Consider the following 20,509-nt stretch of genomic DNA (forward strand, 5'->3'; position numbering starts at 1 on the left):
CCTTTGGATCGGGCAGGGCACGTCCTGAGCGAGAAGAGCTCAGCATCCAGAAGCGATGCACGTTCGCGTGGCGTTACCCCAAAGACCCAGGCACTCCAAAGGATTCATCGTCCAATGCACACGATCGTACTGGCCACCCAAAAGGGTGGTAGCGGCAAGAGCACGCTCGCCATCGGCCTCGCGCTGGCTGCCAGGCAGGCCGGCTTCACCGTCCGCCTGATCGAGACCGACCCGCAGGGCACCCTGTCCAACTGGGCCCGCCGCCGCAACAACGACGATCTCGTCGTCGAGCCGATCTATCACGCCGCCGATTTCGCGCCGCGGCTGAAGATGCTGGCCGACAGCGGCCTCCAGCTCGCGATCGTCGACACCGCGGCCGGCCTCTCCGCCGCGACCACCGCCGCGATCCGCCATTCCGATCTCTGCCTGATCCCAGCCCGCCCGAGCGTCGCCGACATCGAGGCGACCGCCTCCACCGTCAGCGTCGCGCGCGCCTGGAAGCGTTCCTATAGCTTCGTGCTGAACCAGACGCCGATCCGCGGCCAGCGCATCGACAACGCGGCCAACACGCTCGCCGAGGAAGCCGCGCTCGATCTCGCCGAGGTGCTCGCACGCCCGCTGATCGCGATGCGCAACGACCACCAGGACTCGCTTGCCTCGGGCCTCGCCGTCAGCGAGTTCGCGCCGAACGGCAAGTCGACCGAGGAGATCCGCGGCCTCTGGCGCTGGATCGAGACTCGTCTCGAGCTCTCCACCGGCAATCTGCTGATCGATCAGGTGCTGTCGGCAGCGGACGGGATGATGCACGCCGCCAGCGAGCGGTCGGCCGACGAGACCACCGTTCTGGCGTCCTGAGCGGGGCGATCGCTCGAGGCCAGACGGGCTCTTCGCCGTCCGGTGGATGAGCCCAGGCGACGAAGCAATCCGGCCTACAGCCCGGCCGGATTGCTTCGCTTCGCGGTTTCAGGCGAGGACCAACGCGCCCTCGAACGAGATCTCGAAAACAACCCCATGCACAGTAGAAGGGCTGCTTGCCAAGCTATCGCGGCGACGGCGCGCAGGCGTCTGACTCGTCAGGCAAAATGGCCGTGCGCCAGCATTTGTAGCCGCACTACGTCACTTCTGACATTTCGGACACCAGAAGGTCGAACGACCGTTCTGGGTGAAACGCTTGATCGTGCCGCCGCAGCGCGGCGTCGCGCATGTCTCGCCTTCGCGGTCATAGACCTTGAAGGAATGCTGGAAATAGCCGAGCTCGCCCGAGGTCTGGCGATGGTCGCGCAGTGACGAACCACCGGCCTTGATGGCGTCGTTCAGCACGGTGTGGATCGCACCGACCAACCGCTTGGCGTGATCGGTCGCTTCCCCCTTCTTCGTCGACAGCGTCGCGGCGATCCGGCGCGGCGACAGATGCGAGCGGTGCAGGGCTTCGCAGACATAGATGTTGCCGAGGCCCGCGACGACGCGCTGGTCGAGCAGCGCGGCCTTCAGGCTGGTGGTCTTGTCCCGGCAGGCGCGCGCCAGCATCGCGGCGTCGAACTCGTTGCCGAGCGGCTCGGGGCCGAGGTCGCGTAAGAGCGGCTCGTCCTCGATCGCATTGCGCGCGATCACTTTCATGTAACCGAAGCGGCGCGGATCGTTGAAGACGATGTCGGCGCCGGAAGACATCCGAAACAGCACATGGTCGTGCGCGGAGTCCTTGCCCTTGGGATGGTGAAACTCGCCTGGCGCGGCCTCGTTGTCGGGCTTGATGACGCGGAATGAGCCCGACATGCCCAGATGCATCAGCAGCACATCGCCGGAGCCGAGATCGGCCATGAGATATTTTGCACGCCGGCCGAGCCCCGTGACGATCTGCCCCTGCAGCCGGGCGACGAAATCGGGCTGGAACGGAAAGCGCAAGTCCGGCCGGCGGGCCTCCGCGACGACGATTTTCGCACCCTCCATGACGGGCTGAAGGCCGCGGCGGACGGTCTCGACTTCGGGCAATTCAGGCATGGTCAGGCATTCACCTTATGAGGGCGGTGTGATAGCGCCATTGCGGCGGGCGGGCTATGGTCCGCCCATTGGAGTAGAGTAATGGATCGGCCGGGCGAAACCACGCATTTTGGCTTCAGGGACGTTCCCCTGGGGGACAAGCAGACGCTGGTGAACGATGTGTTTCACAGCGTGGCGTCGCGCTATGACTTGATGAACGATTTGATGTCCGGTGGCCTGCACCGGGTCTGGAAGGACATCATGATCAATGCGCTGGACCCGCCGCGAAGCGACCGGCCGTTCAAACTGCTCGACGTTGCCGGCGGCACCGGCGACATCTCGTTCCGCGCCGCCAAGGCGGCAGGTTCCGGCTTCCATGCCACCGTCTGCGACATCAATTCCGACATGCTGGCGGTGGGCCGCGAGCGTGCCGCCAAGCGCCACCTCGACACCCAGGTCGATTTCGTCGAAGGCAATGCCGAAGCGCTCGCCTTCGCCGACCGCAGCTTCGACGCATATACGATCGCCTTCGGCATTCGCAACGTGCCCCAAATCGACAAGGCGCTACGCGAGGCCTATCGCGTGCTCAAGCCCGGCAGCCGCTTCCTGTGCCTGGAATTCTCCACCGTCGAGATGCCCGGCCTCGACAAGCTCTACGACCTGTTCTCGTTCAAGGTGATACCGCCGCTCGGCCGCATGGTCACGGGCGATGCCGAATCCTACCAATATCTCGTCGAATCGATCCGCAAGTTTCCGAAGCGGAACGCCTTCGCCGACATGATCCGCGACGCCGGCTTTTCCCGCGTGAGCTGGCAGACCCTGACCGGCGGCATCGTCGCACTGCATTCGGGCTGGCGTTTGTGATCTCTGCCATCACCCACATCACGCGCCTGATCCGCGCCGCGTTCGTGTTTGCGCGCGAGGGCGTGTTCGGCTCCGTCGACCCGAGCCTGGTGCCGCCGCCCGGACAGCTCGCGCTGAAACTGGCACGCCTCGTCGAACGACGCGGCGACAAGCACGGCCCGCGGATCTCGCGCGCGCTGACGCGGATGGGCCCGGCCTATCTCAAGCTCGGGCAATTCCTGGCCACACGCCCCGATGTCGTCGGCCTCAATATCGCGCGCGATCTCGAAAGCCTGCAGGATCGCCTGCCGCCGTTCCCGCAAGCCGAAGCCGAAGCCGCAATCGCGACCTCCCTGGAGCGGCCGCTGAAAGACGTGTTCGTCAGCCTCAGCGCGCCGGTTGCCGCCGCTTCGATCGCGCAGGTGCATCGCGGCGAGATCGAGCGAGACGGTATCCGCAAGCCTGTCGCGGTCAAGGTGCTCAGGCCGAACGTGTCCGCGCGCTTCCGCCGCGACCTCTCCGATTTCTTCTTCGTCGCGCACAAGGCCGAGACCTATTCCGCCGAGGCGCGACGGCTGCGCCTCGTCGAAGTCATCAACACCATGTCGCGCTCGGTCGCGATGGAGATGGACCTGCGGCTGGAAGCTGCGGCGCTGTCGGAGATGGCGGAGAACACGCGCGACGATCCGGATTTTCGCGTGCCCGAAGTCGACTGGGACCGCACCACCCACAACGTGCTGACGATGGAGTGGATCGACGGCATCGCGCTGAACGATCACAAGCGCCTGGCGGAAGCGCAGGTCGACCTGCCCGATCTCGGCCGCAAGGTGATCCAGAGTTTCCTGCGCCACGCGCTGCGCGACGGCTTCTTCCACGCCGACATGCATCCGGGCAATCTGTTCCTCGATGACGCCGGCCGTCTCGTCGCGGTCGATTTCGGCATCATGGGCCGGCTCGGCATGAAGGAGCGGCGCTTCCTCGCCGAAATCCTGCTCGGCTTCATCACCCGCGACTATCGCCGCGTCGCCGAGGTGCATTTCGAAGCGGGCTACGTGCCCTCGCATCACTCGGTCGAGAACTTTGCACAAGCCATCCGCGCCATCGGCGAGCCGATCCACAATCGCACCGCCGAGGAAATCTCGATGGCGCGGCTGTTGACGCTGCTGCTCGAGGTCACCGGCCTGTTCGACATGACGACGCGGCCCGAGCTGATCCTGCTGCAAAAGACCATGGTCGTGGTCGAGGGCGTGGCGCGCGGCTTCGATCCCAGGCTCGACATCTGGAAGGTCGCCGACCCCGTCGTGCGCGAATGGATCGAGCGGAATCTCGGCCCGATCGGCCGGGTGCAGGGCGCGCTGGCCGGCGGCGGCGACCTCGCCAAGGTGCTGATGCGCCTGCCCGACATCGCCCAGCGCTCGGTCGCAGTGCTCGAGCAGCTCGAGACCATGACGCGGGAAGGCATCCGCCTGTCGCCGGAGAGCATCGCCGCGATGGGGCGCAGCGAGGGCCGCAAGAACCGCTGGCGCACCGTGGCAGTCTGGATCATCGCGGTGACCTTCATCGGCATCCTGATCGCCGTCCGGAATCTGTGATCGCCGAATGATTGCATTGATATCACTAAAATGATATCATCGCCATCATCTCGTGCTGGAGGGCGCCATGGCAAGCCTGACCATCCGCAAGCTCGACGACACCGTCAAAGCCTATCTGCGCCTGCGCTCGGCCAGGAACCGCAGGTCGGTCGAGGAAGAGGTTCGGGTCATCCTGCGAGAGTTGATCGAGGGCCGCGAGGAGCCGCTGACGCCGTTCGCGGTACCGCCCGAGGCATCCCCTGCACCCGCGTCCCTGCGCCCCGGCGCCGTCCCTGAGGCCAGCGTCACGCTGATCATCGGCGGCGGCATCGCGGCCTTCAAGTCGCTCGACTTGATCCGCCGGCTGAAGGAGCGCCGCATCGAGGTCCGCTGCGTGCTGACCAGGGCCGCCGAGCAGTTCGTCACCCCGCTCTCGGTCAGCGCCCTCTCCCATGAGCGCGTCTACACCGATCTGTTCGATCCGCAGAGCGAGTTCGACGCCGGCCATATCCGCCTCGCGCGCGACTGCGATCTGATCGTGGTGGCGCCCGCGACCGCCGATCTGATGGCGAAGATGGCGAACGGCCATGCCGACGATCTCGCCAGCGCCATCCTGCTCGCGACCAACCGCAAGGTCCTGATTGCACCGGCGATGAATCCATTGATGTGGAACAACGCCGCGACACGCCGCAATGTCGCGCAGCTTCAGCGCGACGGCATCCTGTTCATCGGGCCCAATTCCGGCGAGATGGCCGAAGCTGGCGAGGCCGGCGTCGGCCGCATGTCGGAAGCCATCGAGATCGCCACTGCCGCCGAGAAATTGCTGCGGCCGCCGGTGCCGCGGCCGCTGGCCGGCAAGCGCGTGCTGATCACCGCCGGTCCGACGCATGAGCCGATCGATCCGGTGCGCTACATCGCCAATCGCTCTTCGGGGAAACAGGGTTTTGCGATTGCTGCCGCGGCGCAAGCTGCGGGCGCAGAGGTGATCCTGGTGAGCGGCCCCGTCGATCTCGACGATCCCCAGGGCGTGACGGTGAAGCACGTCGAATCCGCGCGGCAGATGCTGGAACAGGTGCAGGCCGCGCTGCCCGCCGACATCGCGATCTTTGCCGCCGCGGTCGCCGACTGGCGCGTCGCCAACGAGGGCGAGCAGAAGCTGAAGAAGACCTCCGCCGGCATGCCGCCGCTTCAGCTCGTCGAAAACCCCGACATCCTCGCCACGATCTCGAAACTCGCCGACAAGCGCCCGCCGCTGGTGATCGGCTTCGCCGCCGAGACCGAGCATCTCATCGACAACGCGAAGTCAAAACTCGCGCGCAAGGGCTGCGACTGGATCGTCGCCAACGACGTCTCGCCCTCGACCGGCGTGATGGGCGGCGACCGCAACACCGTGCACCTCATCAGCAAGAATGGCGAGAACAACGGCGAGATCATTGTTGATTCCTGGCCTGTCATGACCAAGGAACAGGTCGCCATCGAACTGGTCGCGCATATCGCAAAGAGCGTGTCCGACACATCCGTCGACGAATCCCTGGAGCCGGCATCTTGAGCAGCAAAGTCACGGTCGAACTGCAGCGCCTGCCCCATGCGGACGGCCTGCCGCTGCCGGCCTATCAGACCGCGGAGGCCGCCGGCCTCGATCTGATGGCGGCGGTGCCGGAGGACGAGCCGATGACGCTCGCATCGGGTCAATATGCGCTGGTGCCGACCGGCCTTGCCATCGCACTGCCGCCGGGGCACGAGGCGCAGGTGCGGCCACGCTCCGGGCTTGCGGCCAAGCACGGCGTCACCGTGCTGAACACACCGGGCACTGTCGACGCCGACTACCGCGGCGAGATCAAGGTAATCCTGATCAACCACGGCGCCGCCCCCTTCGTGATCAAGCGCGGCGAGCGCATCGCGCAGATGGTGATCGCGCCCGTGCTCCAGGCCACGCTGGTTCCAGTGGCGACACTGTCCTCGACCGATCGCGGCGCCGGCGGCTTTGGGTCGACGGGGCGGTAAGCGCATCGAATCCAATCAACAGCGACGCTCTCTCCGTTCCCTCCCCCCTTGTGGGGGAGGGACAGGGAGGGGGCGGGGTGCCACACGGGGACTCTTTCAATCGGACACCCGTCTTCCTCACATCATCAACAACTGGCACTTCCTGCTTTGCTACCCCTCTCCCTAGCCCTCCCCCACAAGGGGGAGGGAACGCACCTCCGTTGGAGCGTGATCGAGTCTCATCCCGTCAGCGCTAACGCACGGCCCCATCAACCGAATCATCCGCAGAATTACGTGAGGGCGGAACCCGCGCCCGGCATTTTTGTGGGACCGCCTTTGCGTTCACGGTCTGGACTCTTACCGGTGGAGTCGCGGTGAGGGTATTGTCGTTTGATTCGCGCACGACGGGGGTCGCAGCGCGGTCAATTCGTGCGGTCTTGGGGCAACTATGTCAGGCGTGATCGTGTCGATGCGTCGGACGCTGCTGTCGTGCACCTCGCTGGCGCGCAACAGCTTGTTGGGAGGCGCTCTCGCAGCGCTGCTGCCGGCTGAGCCGGCTGATGCCGCCGACCTTGTCGACACACTTTCGATATTGCTGGATTTCAACCGGCAGGAGCTCGCGGTGCTCGCCACCGCGCTGGCCCTGCTCGGCTTCACGGTCGTGGCCGCGATCCTATTGATGCGAACGCGCGTGCGCACCGCCAAGAACGAGGCGGGGCTGCGCTTGCGGATTCGGGAACTCCAGTTGCAGGCCGACCGCTTCGGCGCGCTGCTGTTCGCCGAGCCGCAGGTGCTGATCTCCTGGCCGGCCGGCGACAATCGCGCGCAGATCTCGGGCGATATCTCGATGGTGCTGCCGCGCGATTCGTCGCCGCAGCGCGTGCTCGCGTTTGGAACCTGGCTGCCGCCGGAACCGGCGCTGCAGATGGATCACGCCGTCGACGGCTTGCGCGAGCGCGGCGACGGCTTCCAGCTCACGCTGACCACTGCCAACGGCCACACGCTGGAAGCGATCGGCCGCGCCATCGGCGGCCAGGCCATTGTCCGGATTCGCGAATTGTCCGGCCTGCGGCGCGATCTGGCCGAGACCAATCTGCGCTACAAGGCACTCTCCGACGAGACCGAGATGCTGCGCGGCTTCGCCGCTGCCGCACCATGGCCGATCTGGGCCAAGAGCGGGAACGGCGCGCTGGTCTTCGCCAACCCCGCCTATGTCCGCGCGACGGAAGCGACCAGCATCATCGACGCCCAGGAGCGCAGGCTCGAGCTGCTCGACAGCGCCGACCGCGCCGCGATGGAGCGCAGCCTGAAGGAGGCAGCTCACTTCACCTCGCGGCTGCCGATCGTGATCGGCGGCGAGCGGCGCATGTACGACGTGCGGGCCGCCAATGTCGGCCACGGCAGCGTCGGCGTCGCGATCGACGCATCGGAGGCGGACGCGCTGAGCGCGGCGCTGGTGCGGATGGCGGAAGCCCATCGCCGCACGCTCGACCAGCTCTCTTCCGGCGTGGCCGTGTTCGACGGCCAGCGCCGGCTCGCCTTCTACAACGATTCCTACCGGCGGCTGTGGGACCTCGACCGCACCTTCCTCGACGCCCACCCTGACGATTCCAGCGTGCTCGACCGGCTCCGCGCCGCGCGCAAATTGCAGGAGCAGCCGGACTTCCGCGCCTGGAAGGCCAAGCTGCACGAGGCCTACCGCGCGGTCGAAGCCGCCAAGGACACCTGGTATTTGCCCGACGGTCGCGCGCTGTCCGTCGTCACCACGCCCAACCCCGAAGGCGGCGTCACCTATCTGTTCGACGACGTCACCGAGAGCCTCGAGCTGGCCCGCCGCTTCGATGGCATGATCCGGGTCCAGCGCGAGACCCTCGACAGCCTCGCCGAGGGCGTCGCCGTGTTCGGCAGCAACGGCAAGGCGCAGCTGTTCAATCCGGCCTTCCTGCGGATGTGGAAGCTGTCGAACGACGCCATGCGCGAGGAGCCGCACATCCAGACCGTCGAAGGCTGGTGCCACCAGCTGTTCGACGACCCGCTCGTCTGGCGCCAGATCCGCGAAGCCATCACCTCGATCGAGAATCGCGCCGACGTGCCGCTGAAGCTGGAGCGCAAGGACGGCAGCGTGCTCGACGGCATGATCCGTCCGCTGCATGACGGCGCGACCATGCTGACGTTCCTCGACATCACCGACACCGAGAACGTCGAGCGCGCGCTGCGCGAGCGCAACGAGGCGCTGGAAGCCGCCGACCAGATGAAGGTGGATTTCGTCCACCACGTCTCCTACGAGCTGCGCTCGCCGCTCACCACCATCATCGGCTTCGCTCATTTCCTCAGCGACCCCTCGACCGGACCGCTGACGCCGAAGCAGGCCGAATATCTCGACTACGTCACCAAATCGACCAACGCACTGCTGGCGCTGACCAACAACATTCTCGATCTCGCCACCATCGACGCCGGCGCCATGAAGCTGGAGCTCGGCCCGGTCGACGTCAGCAAGACCATCGAACTCGCCGCCGAAGGTATCCAGGACCGGCTCGCCACCGACCGCATCCGCCTCAAGGTCGAGATCGCGCCCGATGTCGGCAGCTTCATCGGCGACGAGAAGCGCGTGGTGCAGGTGCTCTATAACCTCCTCGCCAACGCCGTCGGCTTCTCGCCGCCGGACTCCACCGTCGGCATCAGTGCGCGCCGCACCGACCGCAGCGTGGTCTTCATTGTGACAGATTCCGGACCTGGAATACCCGCCGACATGAAGGACAAGGTGTTCAACTGGTTCGAAAGCCGCTCGCAGGGCTCGCGTCATCGCGGCGCCGGGCTCGGGCTGTCGCTGGTGCGCTCCTTCGTCGAGCTGCATGGCGGCAAGGTGCAGGTGGATTCGGTCGTCGGCAAGGGCACGGTCGTGATCTGCGATTTCCCGACCGACCAGGCGGCGCATCGCGACGCCGCCGAATGAGCGAGCCCACCAAACTCTCCGTCGCGCTTGTCAACGAGACGGCCACCGCGCAATTGATGGCCGATCTCGCTTTGCTGGTCGGTCCCGGCGACACCATCACGCTGACAGGCGATCTCGGCGCCGGAAAGACGGCCGCGGCCCGCAGCCTGATCCGCTATCTCGCCGGCGACGACGAGCTGGAAGTGCCGAGCCCGACCTTCACGCTGGTGCAGGGCTACGAGCTCGCAGCCTTTGCGGTGATGCATGCCGATCTCTATCGCGTCGAGGACGAGAGCGAGCTTGAGGAGATCGGGCTGTCGCCGCTGCCGGACGCGACGCTGGTTCTGATCGAATGGCCCGAGCGTGCGCCGTCCGCGATGCCGGAAGATCGCATCGACATCGCCCTGACGCATCGCCCTGCGCTCGGCTCGAATGCGCGCGCCGCCGACATCACAGGTTACGGCAAGAGCGCGGCGACGGTTGCGCGGCTGAAGACGCTGCGCGAATTCCTCGAAGTGTCGGGCTATCTCGATGCGACGCGCAAGCGCATGGCCGGAGACGCCTCGACGCGCTCCTATGCGCGGCTGATCCGCGACGGCGGCGTCGTCATCCTCATGAACTCGCCGCAACGCCCCGACGGCGCCGCGATCTACAACGGAAAATCCTACAGCGCCGCGGTGCATCTGGCGGAAAACATCAAGCCGTTCGTCGCCGTGGACGAAGGCCTGCGCGCCGCGGGGATCTCGGCGCCGAAGATCCATCATTTCGATCTCGACCACGGCTTCCTGATCTCGGAGGATTTCGGCAGCGAAGGCGTGATCGAAGGCGATCCGCCGCGGCCGATCACCGAGCGCTATGAGGCCGCGACCGACGTGCTGGCCGCGCTGCACGGCAAGACGCTGCCGGAAACGCTGCCGCTGGACGGGCAGACCTATACCATTCCCGCTTGGGACACCGACGCGCTGCTGATTGAAATCGGTCTGATGCCGGAATGGTATCTGCCCGACCGCGACGCGCCGCTGAGCGAGGAGAAGCGCGCGGAGTTTTTTTCGATGTGGCGCGAGCTGCTGAAGAAGCCGCTCGCCGCGCCGAAGACCTGGATCATCCGCGACTATCACTCGCCAAATCTGATCTGGCTTGCGGATCGGACCGGCATGGCGCGCGTCGGCGTGATCGACTTCCAGGACACCGTGCTCGGGCCGCACTCCTATGACGTGGTGTCGCTGCTTCAAGATGCGCGCATCGACGTGCCTGAGACCCTCGAGCTGACGCTGCTGTCGCGCTACATCAAGGCGCGCCGCGCTGCGGATGCAAGCTTCGATGCGGCCGGCTTCGCCGAGCTCTATGCCATCATGTCGGCGCAGCGCAACACGCGTCTGCTCGGCACCTTCGCCCGGCTCAACCGCCGCGACGGCAAGCCGCATTACCTGCGCCACCAGCCGCGGATCTGGACCTATCTCCAGCGCTCTCTCGCCCATCCCGCGCTCGCGCATCTGCGCGACTGGTACATCGCAAACGTGCCGCCGCCGCGATCCTGAGCCGGAACCGGTTTACCAGCCGTTAGCCATCGCATCAGTATGATCGGCCGCGGGCAGCCGGACAAAGACGGGGCTGGAGCGGGGCAGATGGCGGTCAAGACGGACCAGCGCGGGAACAACAGGGTTGTTTTCGAACGTGGGATTGCGGCCCAGATGATGGGCATCGACGGCACCTGGCGGCGCGAATGCACCATGGAGGACGTCTCCGAGACCGGCGCCAAGCTGACCATCGACGGCTCGGTCGAAGGCCTGCACCTGAAGGAATTCTTTCTGCTGCTGTCGTCGACCGGACTTGCGTACCGGCGCTGCGAACTGGCCTGGGTGAATGGCGACCAGATCGGCGTCAATTTCCTGAAAGTCGGGGACAAGAAGAAAAAGGCGCGTTCCACAGCCGTGAGTGCGTGAGCGCAACACACGTCGCACAACCGTCACGGCGAGTGGCTAAGGCCGTCGAGATGCGGTGCGGCTGATCCCGGCCCGTGCTAGGATTGCTGCAAACGCGAATTTGAGGTTCGAGAAAGCTCAAGCATGTCCGTCAAACCGACCAAAGCCATGGTGCTCGCCGCAGGGTTCGGCCTGCGCATGCGTCCGCTGACGGACAAGATGCCGAAGCCGATGGTGCCGGTGGCCGGCCAGCCGCTGCTCGACCACGTGCTCGACAAGCTCGGCCAGGCCGGCGTCACCGACGCGGTCGTCAACGTGCACTATCTGCCGGACCAGATCATCCAGCACACCGCAACGCGCCAGCACCCGCGCGTGACCATCTCGGACGAGCGCGACCAGGTGCTCGGCACCGGCGGCGGCGTGGTCAAGGCGCTGCCGCTGCTCGGCGATGCGCCGTTCTTCCACGTCAATTCCGACACGCTGTGGATCGACGGCGTCCGCTCCAACCTGACGCGGCTCGCGGAAAATTTCGACCCTGCAAGCATGGACATCCTGCTGCTGATGGCGCCGACGGCGACCAGCATCGGCTATAGCGGCCGCGGTGATTACGGCATGCTGCCCGACGGGAGCCTGCGCAAGCGCAAGGAAAAAGAGATCGTCCCGTTCGTCTATGCGGGCGCGGCCATCCTGTCGCCGAAGATCTTCGAAGGCGCGCCGCAGGGCGAGTTCTCGCTGACGAAGATGTTCGACCGCGCCAATGAGCAGGAGCGCCTGTTCGGCCTCCGCCTCGACGGCGTCTGGATGCATGTCGGCACGCCCGACGCGGTCCAGGCCGCGGAAGAGGCGTTCCTGGAGAGCGTCGCGTAAGGTAGCGAACAGCGGGGACGACTTCCTCTCGCCCCATGACCATTTGAATCCGCCTGCCTATATTGGCGCCTGATCCCCGAATCAGGCAGCACATGCGCGTTTTCAGCGTTCCCCTCTCAGTTCCGTTCCTACGCACCATCGTCGCGGCCCTGCTCGACGGGCGGCTGGTCGACGGATTCGAGGCGCGCAAGGAACCGGCGCGGCTGGCGGACGCCACGCTCTATCTGCCGACGCGGCGCGCCATGCGCGTCGTCCGCGAGATCTTCCTCGACGAAATGGCCGCGGACGCCGTGGTGCTGCCGCGCATCGTCGCGCTCGGCGACATCGACGAGGACGAGCTGGCCTTTGCCGACGAAAGCGAGCAGTTTTCCGGCGCAACGCCGCTCGACATTCCGCCGCGGCTCGGCGAGCTGGAGCGGCGGCTGACGCTGGCGCAGCTCGTCGCCGCCTGGGCCAAGGGCCCGGTGCTGGCGCCGCTGGTGGTCGGCGGACCCGCGTCGACGCTGGCATTGGCCGGCGACCTCGCCCGCCTGATCGACGACATGGTGACGCGCGGCGTCGCGTGGAGCGCGCTCGACGGCCTCGTGCCTGACATGCTCGATCGCTACTGGCAGCACTCGCTCGAATTCCTGCGCATCGCCCGCATCGCCTGGCCCAATCATCTCGCGGAGATCAACCGCATCGAGCCCGCGGCACGGCGCGATCTCCTGATCGCGGCGGAAGCCAAACGCCTGACTGCGCATCCGCATGGACCCGTGATCGCAGCCGGCTCCACCGGTTCGATGCCGGCCACCGCAAAGTTCTTGCATGCGGTCGCCTCGCTGCCGCACGGCGCCGTGGTGTTGCCGGGCCTCGACACCGATCTCGACGACGACGCCTGGCGGACGATCGGCGGCGTGCGCGATTCGCTCGGCAAGTTCACGGAGCATCCGGCGTCGAATCATCCGCAATATGCGATGCATGCGCTGCTGGATCGCTTCGGCATCAAGCGCAGCGACGTCGAGATCCTGCAGCCGCCGGCGGACGGTGGCCGCGATCTGCTCGCGTCCGAATCGATGCGGCCGTCGGCGAACACGGAAGTCTGGCACGACCGCCTGAAGCAACCTGACGTCGCCGCGAAGATCGCGGGCGGCATGACAAATCTCGCAGTCGTCGAGGCGCCCAATCCGGAAATGGAAGCGCTCGCGATCGCCATCGCGATGCGCGAGGCGCAGCATCTCGACAAATCAGCGGCGCTGGTGACGCCGGATCGCGCGCTGGCGCGGCGCGTGATCGCCGCGCTGACCCGATGGGATCTCGCCTTCGACGATTCCGGCGGCGACGTGCTGATGGAAACCTCCGCGGGCGTGTTTGCACGGCTGGCGGCCGAGGCTGCGACCAGGGGACTGGAACCGCCGACGCTGCTGGCGATGCTGAAGCATCCGCTGTGCCGGCTCGGCCGTGCGCCCGGCGCGTGGAAGCTGGCGATCGAGGGGCTCGAGCTCGCAGTCCTGCGCGGCACGCGCCCGCCTGCGGGCACGGGTGGCCTGCTGCGCGAATTCAACCGCTTTCGCGAGGAGCTGGCCAAGCTCTGGCGCAAGGAGGTTTCTGCGCTGCACGCCGCCGAACCTCGCGCACACCTCGAGGCCGAGGATCTCGATCGCATCGAGGCGCTGATCGAGGCCTTGCAGAAGGCCTTGGCTCCGATCGAGAGCCTGGCGTCGTCGAGGCCGTTCGACTTCGCCGAGCTCGCACATCGGCATCGCGAGATCATGATCGAGCTGTCGCGCGACGAGCAGGGCATCCCGCTCGCCTTCGAGGAGCGCGAAGGCCTCGCGCTCGCCGGCGCCTTCGACGATCTCCTGCGCGGTGGCACCACCAGCGGCTTGATGGTGACGCTGCCCGACTATGCCGAACTGTTCCAGACCGCGTTCAGCGACCGCGCGGTGCGTCGGCGCGACAAGCCCGGCGCGCGCCTGCAGATCTACGGCCCGCTGGAATCGCGCCTGATGCAGGCCGACCGCGTCATCATCGGCGGCCTGATCGAGGGCGTGTGGCCGCCGGCGCCGCGGATCGATCCCTGGCTGAGCCGGCCGATGCGGCACGAGCTTGGTCTCGATCTGCCGGAGCGCCGTATCGGCCTCTCCGCGCACGACTTCGCCCAGCTGCTCGGCGGCGGCGAGGTGATCCTCACGCATTCCGCCAAAGCCGGCGGCGCTCCCGCGGTGGCCTCGCGCTTCCTGCACCGGCTCGAGGCCGTCGCCGGCGACGATCTCTGGAAGGCGGCGGTTCGCGCGGGCCAGAAATACGTGCAATTCGCGGGCGCACTGGACCAGCCCGCCAAGGTCGAGCCGATCGAGCAGCCGGAGCCGCGGCCACCGCGCGCGACGCGGCCGCTGCAGATGTCGGTGACCGCGATCGAGGACTGGCTCCGCGATCCCTACACGATCTACGCCAAGTACATCCTGCGGCTCGATGCACTCGATCCCGTCGACATGCCGCTCTCGGCCGCCGATCGCGGCTCGGCGATCCACGATGCGCTCGGCGAGTTCACCGAGACATTCGCCACGCGCCTGCCCGATGATCCCGCCCGCGTGCTGCGCGCGATCGGCGAGAAATACTTCGCGCCGCTGATGGAGCGGCCCGAGGCGCGCGCGCTGTGGTGGCCGCGCTTTCAGCGCATCGCGCAATGGTTCGGCGAGTGGGAGACGGCGCGGCGCGATGCGATCGAGGCGATTACCGCCGAGACCCGCGGCGAGATCTCGATCCCGCTCGACAGCGAGCGCAGCTTTAAGCTCACCGCCCGCGCCGACCGCATCGAGCGGCGCCAGGGCGGCGGCTACGCCATCCTCGACTACAAGACCGGGCAACCGCCGACCGGCAAGCAGGTCCGCATGGGCCTGTCGCCGCAGCTGACCCTGGAGGCTGCGATCCTGCGCGAGGGCGGCTTCCCCGACATCGGCGCCGGCGCGTCGGTCAGCCAGCTCGTCTACGTTCGCCTCAGCGGCAACAATCCGCCGGGCGAGGAGCGCATCCTCGAGCTCAAGTACAAGCCGGGCGACGAGCCGCAGCCGCCGGATACGGCTGCAGCCGAAGCGCGGGCCAAGCTGGAGGCGCTGATCCGCGCCTTCGACGATCCGAACCAGCCCTACACCTCGCTGAACCTGCCGATGTGGACCAACCGCTACGGCGCCTATGACGATCTCGCCCGGATCAAGGAATGGTCGGCGGCCGGCGGATTGGGGATCGAGGAATGGTAAAGGCGCCCCGCCCCATCCCGGACGAAGTGCGTGCGCGGCAGGCGCGCGCATCCGATCCGACCGCGTCGGCCTTCGTGTCGGCCAACGCCGGCTCGGGCAAGACTCATGTGCTGGTGCAGCGCGTGATCCGCCTGCTGCTGTCAGGGGTGCCGCCGGAAAAGATCCTCTGCATCACCTTCACCAAGGCCGCCGCCGCCAACATGGCCGAACGCGTGTTCACCACGCTTGGCCATTGGGTGACGCTCGACGATGCCGGGCTCGATGCCGCGATCCGCGCCGTCGGTATTCCGCACCCGGACCGAAAACTGCGCCGCGAGGCGCGAAAGCTGTTTGCCTGCGCACTGGAGACGCCGGGCGGGTTGAAGGTGCAGACCATCCACGCGCTCTGCACACGCCTGCTCCAGCAATTCCCGTTCGAGGCCAATGTGCCGGCGCGGTTCGCGGTCATGGACGACCGCGACCAGACCGACATGATGGAACGCGCCAATCTGAAGGTATTCTTGGAGGCCGCGCGCGAACCCGACAGCGTCACCGGCCGCGCGCTGCTGACGGCGATGGCGAGTGCGGCCGACGTCACCTTCAAGGAGGTGGTGCGCGAAGCCTGTCTCAGCCGCGACCATTTCATGGCCTGGACCGACGAAGCCGGCAACGCCGGCGCGGCCGCCGAACAGATGGCAGCCGTGCTGGGCGTCGACAGGAGCGATCGCATCGAGGACGTCGAGACCGAGATTCTCGATGGTCCGTTCCTGCCGCGGTCACGCTGGGACGACATCGCCTTTGCATTGGAGGACGGCAGCAAGTCCGACAACGACCAGGCCAGCCGCCTCCGCGAGGCGAAGGCCTTCTCCGGCGCGGCGCAGGTCGATGCTTATCTGTCCGTCTTCCTCACCGATGACAAGCTGCCGCGCAAGGCGGTGCTGTCCAAGAAGTTTTGCGAGCACAATCCCTCCGTCGCGCGCCTGTTCGAGAACGAAGCGCTGCGCATCAGTGAACTGGTCGAGAAGCGCCGCGCGTTGACCGTACGTGACCGCACCGCGGCTCTCCTGCATATCGCGACCGCCGCTGCCGCGAACTACCGCCGCGAAAAGCAAGAGCGCGGGCTGCTCGACTACGACGATCTCATCGACAAGACGTTGGCGATGCTCGACCGCATCTCCTCGGGCTGGGTCCATTACAAGCTCGACCGCGGCGTCGATCACGTGCTGATCGACGAGGCCCAGGATACCAGCCCGCGGCAATGGGACATCGTCGCGCATATCATCTCCGAGTTCACGGCCGGCGAAGGCGCGCGCGAGGGGTTGAACCGCACGGTCTTCGCCGTCGGCGACGAGAAGCAATCGATCTTCTCGTTCCAGGGCGCGGCGCCCCACGAATTCGACGCGCGCCGGCGCGAGCTGCACCGAAAGTTCACCGCAGCGGGGCTGAAGTTCGATCCTGTTGCCTTCACCTACTCGTTCCGCTCGGGCGCCGCGATCCTGCATTCGGTCGACCACGTCTTCCGCGATCCCGCGATCTACAAGAGCATCCATTCGATCGAGATCGGCCATCCCCTGCACAATGCGCTCGCTGACGCCGGTCCCAGCGTGATCGAGCTATGGGATCTCGCCGAAGCCGACGATCGGCAGGAGATCGAGGGCTGGCGTGCGCCGTTCGATGGCGTCGCCGTCACCAGTCCCGAGGTCAAGCTCGCGCGCCGTATCCAGGCCGAGATCAAGCGGCTGGTCGAGAGCGGCACGCTGACCGGACATGAAGGCGAGCGGCGACCCCTGCGGTACGGCGACATGCTGATCCTGGTGCGCCGGCGCGGCAACGCGTTCGACGCGGTGATCCAGGCGCTGAAGCACGCTGGCGTCCCCGTCGCCGGTGCCGACCGGCTCAAGCTGACCGAGCACATCGCCATCATCGACCTGATGAACCTCGCCGACGCGCTGCTGCTGCCGCAGGACGATCTCGCGCTGGCGGTGGCGCTGAAGAGCCCGCTGTTCGGTCTCGACGACGACGACCTGTTTCAGTTGGCGCATGATCGCAGGGGATCGCTGCGTCGCGCGCTCGGCGAGCATGCCGCCGAAAGCGAGAAATTCGCGACCGTGCTGCGGCGCCTGGAAGCCTGCGAGATTCGTGCGCGCGAGGAAACGCCCTTCGCGTTCTACGCCTGGCTGCTCGGCGGTGACGGCGGCCGCGCGCGCATCCTGCGCCGGCTCGGCTTTGAAGCCAACGATGCGCTCGACGAATTTCTGGAGCTGGCGCTGAACTGCGAGCGCAAGGCACCGGCCTCGCTGCAAGGTTTCATGGCCTGGCTGCGCTCCGCCGACACCGAGGTGAAGCGCGACATGGAGATCACGCGCGACGAGGTGCGGGTGATGACGGTGCACGGCGCCAAGGGCCTCGAGGCTTCCGTCGTGTTCATGGTCGACACCACATCGTCGCCCGCGGACTCGCAGCGGGTCCGGCTGATCCAGGTGCCGCGCGGCAATGGCGGCGAGGTGGTCGTGTGGGCCGGCCGCAAGGCGGACGATCCAAAACCCGTCGCAGACGCGCGCAAGGCGATGCTGGAGGAGACCGAGGACGAATATCGCCGCCTGCTCTATGTCGCGATGACGCGCGCAGCCGATCGTCTGATCGTCGGCGGCTGCATGCCCGGCAACATGAAGACGGTCCGCAAGCTGAGCTGGTACGATCTCATCGACACCGGGCTGTCGGGCTCTGGCCTGGACAGGCAGACGATCGAGACACCGCTCGGCAAGGTCATCCGGTTCTCCCGGCCGGAGGATGTCGCGGCGCTGGGCACGCCCGCGACCACAGTGGCACATTCGATCACCCTGCCGGACTGGCTGAGGACGCCGGCGCCGCGCGAAATCATCGAGGAGGATCCGGTGCGGCCCTCCGGCCAGTCGGCCGAGGATGGCCGCAGAGTGCGATCGGGCGAATCGGTGCAGTCGCGCGCGCTGGCGCTGCAGCGGGGCACGCTGGTGCACCGGCTGCTGCAATCCCTTCCCGACATCGCCGCCGAGCGCCGGCGCGAGGCCGCGCTCGGCTTCATGGCGCGCAATGCCGCCGACTGGACCGAGGCCGACCGCACCGCGCTGGCCGAAAAGGTGCTCGGCTTGATCGCCGAGCCGCGCTTTGCCCCGGTCTTTGCCGCCGGCAGCCGGGCCGAGGTCGCCGTCGTCGGCAAGCTCGACCGGCCGGGCCGCCCGCCGGCGCTGGTGTCCGGGCAGATCGACCGGCTGGTGGTGACGCCGGACGAGGTCCTGATCGTCGATTTCAAGACCAACCAGACCGCGCCCAGAAGTGCCACTGATGCGCCTGCCGCCTATGTCCGGCAGCTGGCGCTGTACCGGGCGGTGCTTTCAAGGCTTTATCCCCAAAAGCCCATCCGCGCCGTCCTGCTCTGGACCGAGGCCCCTGAATATATGGAGATTTCAGCCCCCGCGCTGGACGCGGCGCTGGCATCCCTTCATCTCGGTGTGAGCGTCCTTGACCCGGCAAGGGGCCGTTCATAGGTTGACGCCATGATCCCCGGCGCGATTCCAGGTCGCGCCGATTCTCTTTCAACCGAACGAGGTACTCCCATGGCCGTTGGCAAGGTTTCCGACACCGATTTCGAAGCCGAAGTGCTCAAGGCGAACGGCCCTGTCGTCGTCGATTTCTGGGCCGAGTGGTGCGGCCCCTGCCGCATGATCGCACCCGCCCTCGACGAGATCGCCGGCGCGATGGGCGACAAGGTCAAGATCGTGAAGCTCAACGTCGACGAGAGCCCGAAGACCGCGTCGAAGTATGGCGTGATGTCGATCCCGACCCTGATGATCTTCAAGGGCGGCGAGATGGCGTCCCGCCAGGTCGGCGCTGCGCCGAAGGCGAAGCTCCAGCAGTGGATCACCTCCGCGGTCTGATCCACCTCGCGACACGATGATTGTTCGACGACGGCCGGCGCTTCGCCGGCCGTTTTGCCTTAACCGCTGTCCCTGGCCTCCGCGAGCCTGGCAAGGCTCGCCAGGACCTCGGGAAAATCCGACGCAACGGCTGGACCGATCTCGGCCGCTTGCGGGCCATTGGCATCGACAGCGTAAACGATGCGCGTGCGCGCGGGGCCCAGCCGCTCGATGCGATGGGCGACCTTGATGGCGAGATCGCCGACCCGCGTTTCGTCGACGAAGCCGGCGTTCTCACGCACGTCGATCAGTTGCGAGCGAAGTGCCTCCTCGCCGGGCGGCTTCATCGTGAACCAGGTGCCGACCGCGAACGGCCCGTCAATCTCGATCTGCTCGATACCCGCATTCCAATTTTTCCAGCCGGGCACATCGCGAAAGATGCGCCAAATCGTCTCTGCGGGTGCAGACGTCTCGATGGCATATTCGTGTCGCCAGATGTTGTCGTCGCTCATGGCAATATCTCCCGTTGGCTCCTACGAAGCGACCTCTACCTGATCCACCCCGTCGCCAGCGCGTTCGCGAGCTCCGGCTGGTTGTTGCGGCGGGCGAGCCCGGCCATCGTTTCATGGTCGTAGGTGATCTGGCGGAACGTCACCTGCCAGGCACCGTCGACAAGCTCGAGGATCGCGTAGCGCGCGTGCGGCGTGCCGGCTTCGACGAGGTGCGGAAACGGATGCACGTCGCGATAGCCGGGGCTGCCGACGCTGCCGGGATTGACGATCAATCGGCCATCGCGCAACCGAACGGCGCGGGCGAGATGGGTGTGGGCGCAGAGGGTCAGCGATTGCGTGATGCCTTGTGCGAACTGCTCGATGAGGTCGAGCGGCGACTGCGCCACCGTGCCGTCGGGATGCACGGTGTCGAGCCAATAGATTTCGTCATCCTTTGGCGTTGCGTGACAGAGGAATACCTGATCCCGAAACACGCGCGTCATCGGCTGCGCACGCAGCCAGTCGAGTTGCGCCGCATTGAGCTGCGCATGCGCCGGGCGGTCCCACGAACCCATCTTCTCCGGCGGACGATCGAGCAAATAGCGGTCGTGATTGCCGAGCACATGCACGGCGTCCAGCGACATCAGGATCTCGATGGTGCGCCGTGCGTCGAGCGGGCCGCTCAGCATGTCGCCGAGATTGACGATGTCGGTGACCCCAAGCGCGCGGATATCGGCCAGCACCGCCTCCAGCGCGAGATAGTTTCCGTGGACGTCGGCGATCGCGGCAAAACGCATTGGAAGTTCCTGTAG

Annotated in this window: 15 protein-coding genes; 12 read left to right on the forward strand and 3 right to left on the reverse strand. The window is 66.7% G+C overall.

Going from position 1 to position 20,509, the window contains the following annotated elements; translation table 11 throughout:
- Nucleotides 1–114: 114 nt before the first annotated feature.
- The gene (locus tag QY049_RS31045; RefSeq protein WP_258764372.1) at nucleotides 115–855 is read left to right on the forward strand and encodes a ParA family protein; all 741 of its coding nucleotides are present in this window, start codon (nucleotides 115–117) and stop codon (nucleotides 853–855) included.
- A gap of 261 nt (nucleotides 856–1,116) precedes the next feature.
- Here the strand turns inward: QY049_RS31045 and mutM are convergent, their stop codons facing one another.
- A complete protein-coding gene (gene mutM / locus QY049_RS31050; protein ID WP_194478676.1) occupies nucleotides 1,117–1,998 on the reverse strand; it encodes a bifunctional DNA-formamidopyrimidine glycosylase/DNA-(apurinic or apyrimidinic site) lyase in 882 nt (293 codons plus the stop codon).
- Between the two features lie 81 nt (nucleotides 1,999–2,079).
- Here mutM and ubiE point away from each other — a divergent pair, with 81 nt between their 5' ends.
- The 11 genes from ubiE to trxA all read left to right on the forward strand — a co-directional run bounded on the left by ubiE (nucleotide 2,080) and on the right by trxA (nucleotide 19,227).
- A complete protein-coding gene (gene ubiE / locus QY049_RS31055; RefSeq protein ID WP_258764373.1) occupies nucleotides 2,080–2,841 on the forward strand; it encodes a bifunctional demethylmenaquinone methyltransferase/2-methoxy-6-polyprenyl-1,4-benzoquinol methylase UbiE in 762 nt (253 codons plus the stop codon).
- A complete protein-coding gene (ubiB, locus tag QY049_RS31060) occupies nucleotides 2,838–4,412 on the forward strand; it encodes a 2-polyprenylphenol 6-hydroxylase (RefSeq protein ID WP_258764374.1) in 1,575 nt (524 codons plus the stop codon). Before ubiE ends, ubiB begins: the two co-directional genes overlap by 4 nt.
- Nucleotides 4,413–4,479: 67 nt before the next feature.
- Complete coding sequence (coaBC, locus tag QY049_RS31065) at nucleotides 4,480–5,940, forward strand: bifunctional phosphopantothenoylcysteine decarboxylase/phosphopantothenate--cysteine ligase CoaBC (protein ID WP_258764375.1); 1,461 nt, start codon at nucleotides 4,480–4,482, stop codon at nucleotides 5,938–5,940.
- Complete coding sequence (gene dut / locus QY049_RS31070) at nucleotides 5,937–6,395, forward strand: dUTP diphosphatase (RefSeq protein WP_194478680.1); 459 nt, start codon at nucleotides 5,937–5,939, stop codon at nucleotides 6,393–6,395. The genes coaBC and dut overlap by 4 nt, the downstream gene beginning before the upstream one ends.
- A gap of 427 nt (nucleotides 6,396–6,822) precedes the next feature.
- Nucleotides 6,823–9,327 carry a PAS domain-containing sensor histidine kinase gene (locus tag QY049_RS31075; protein WP_258764376.1) on the forward strand — a complete coding sequence of 835 codons (2,505 nt, stop codon included), beginning with the start codon at nucleotides 6,823–6,825 and terminating at the stop codon, nucleotides 9,325–9,327.
- Nucleotides 9,324–10,844 carry a tRNA (adenosine(37)-N6)-threonylcarbamoyltransferase complex ATPase subunit type 1 TsaE gene (tsaE, locus tag QY049_RS31080; protein ID WP_258764377.1) on the forward strand — a complete coding sequence of 507 codons (1,521 nt, stop codon included), beginning with the start codon at nucleotides 9,324–9,326 and terminating at the stop codon, nucleotides 10,842–10,844. The genes QY049_RS31075 and tsaE overlap by 4 nt, the downstream gene beginning before the upstream one ends.
- An 87-nt stretch (nucleotides 10,845–10,931) precedes the next feature.
- Nucleotides 10,932–11,249 (forward strand): PilZ domain-containing protein, encoded by a 318-nt coding sequence (locus QY049_RS31085; protein WP_194478683.1) that lies wholly within the window; start codon nucleotides 10,932–10,934, stop codon nucleotides 11,247–11,249.
- A gap of 123 nt (nucleotides 11,250–11,372) precedes the next feature.
- Nucleotides 11,373–12,095 (forward strand): nucleotidyltransferase family protein, encoded by a 723-nt coding sequence (locus QY049_RS31090; RefSeq protein WP_194478684.1) that lies wholly within the window; start codon nucleotides 11,373–11,375, stop codon nucleotides 12,093–12,095.
- 92 nt (nucleotides 12,096–12,187) lie between these two features.
- A complete protein-coding gene (gene addB, locus QY049_RS31095; protein WP_258764378.1) occupies nucleotides 12,188–15,334 on the forward strand; it encodes a double-strand break repair protein AddB in 3,147 nt (1,048 codons plus the stop codon).
- Nucleotides 15,328–18,837 carry a double-strand break repair helicase AddA gene (gene addA / locus QY049_RS31100; RefSeq protein WP_258764379.1) on the forward strand — a complete coding sequence of 1,170 codons (3,510 nt, stop codon included), beginning with the start codon at nucleotides 15,328–15,330 and terminating at the stop codon, nucleotides 18,835–18,837. The genes addB and addA overlap by 7 nt, the downstream gene beginning before the upstream one ends.
- 69 nt (nucleotides 18,838–18,906) lie before the next feature.
- Nucleotides 18,907–19,227: a thioredoxin gene (trxA, locus tag QY049_RS31105; RefSeq protein ID WP_007598398.1), complete on the forward strand. Its 321-nt coding sequence runs from the start codon at nucleotides 18,907–18,909 to the stop codon at nucleotides 19,225–19,227.
- 59 nt (nucleotides 19,228–19,286) lie between these two features.
- Here trxA and QY049_RS31110 read toward each other — a convergent pair whose 3' ends face one another.
- Both QY049_RS31110 and QY049_RS31115 read right to left on the reverse strand, forming a co-directional pair.
- Complete coding sequence (locus QY049_RS31110; RefSeq protein WP_258764380.1) at nucleotides 19,287–19,718, reverse strand: SRPBCC family protein; 432 nt, start codon at nucleotides 19,716–19,718, stop codon at nucleotides 19,287–19,289.
- A gap of 35 nt (nucleotides 19,719–19,753) precedes the next feature.
- Entirely contained in the window at nucleotides 19,754–20,494 is a 741-nt protein-coding gene (locus QY049_RS31115; protein ID WP_258764381.1) for a metallophosphoesterase, read from the reverse strand.
- Nucleotides 20,495–20,509 lie beyond the last annotated feature (15 nt).

This window comes from Bradyrhizobium sp. WYCCWR 13022 (genome assembly GCF_030435535.1).
Taxonomy (GTDB): Bacteria; Pseudomonadota; Alphaproteobacteria; order Rhizobiales; family Xanthobacteraceae; genus Bradyrhizobium.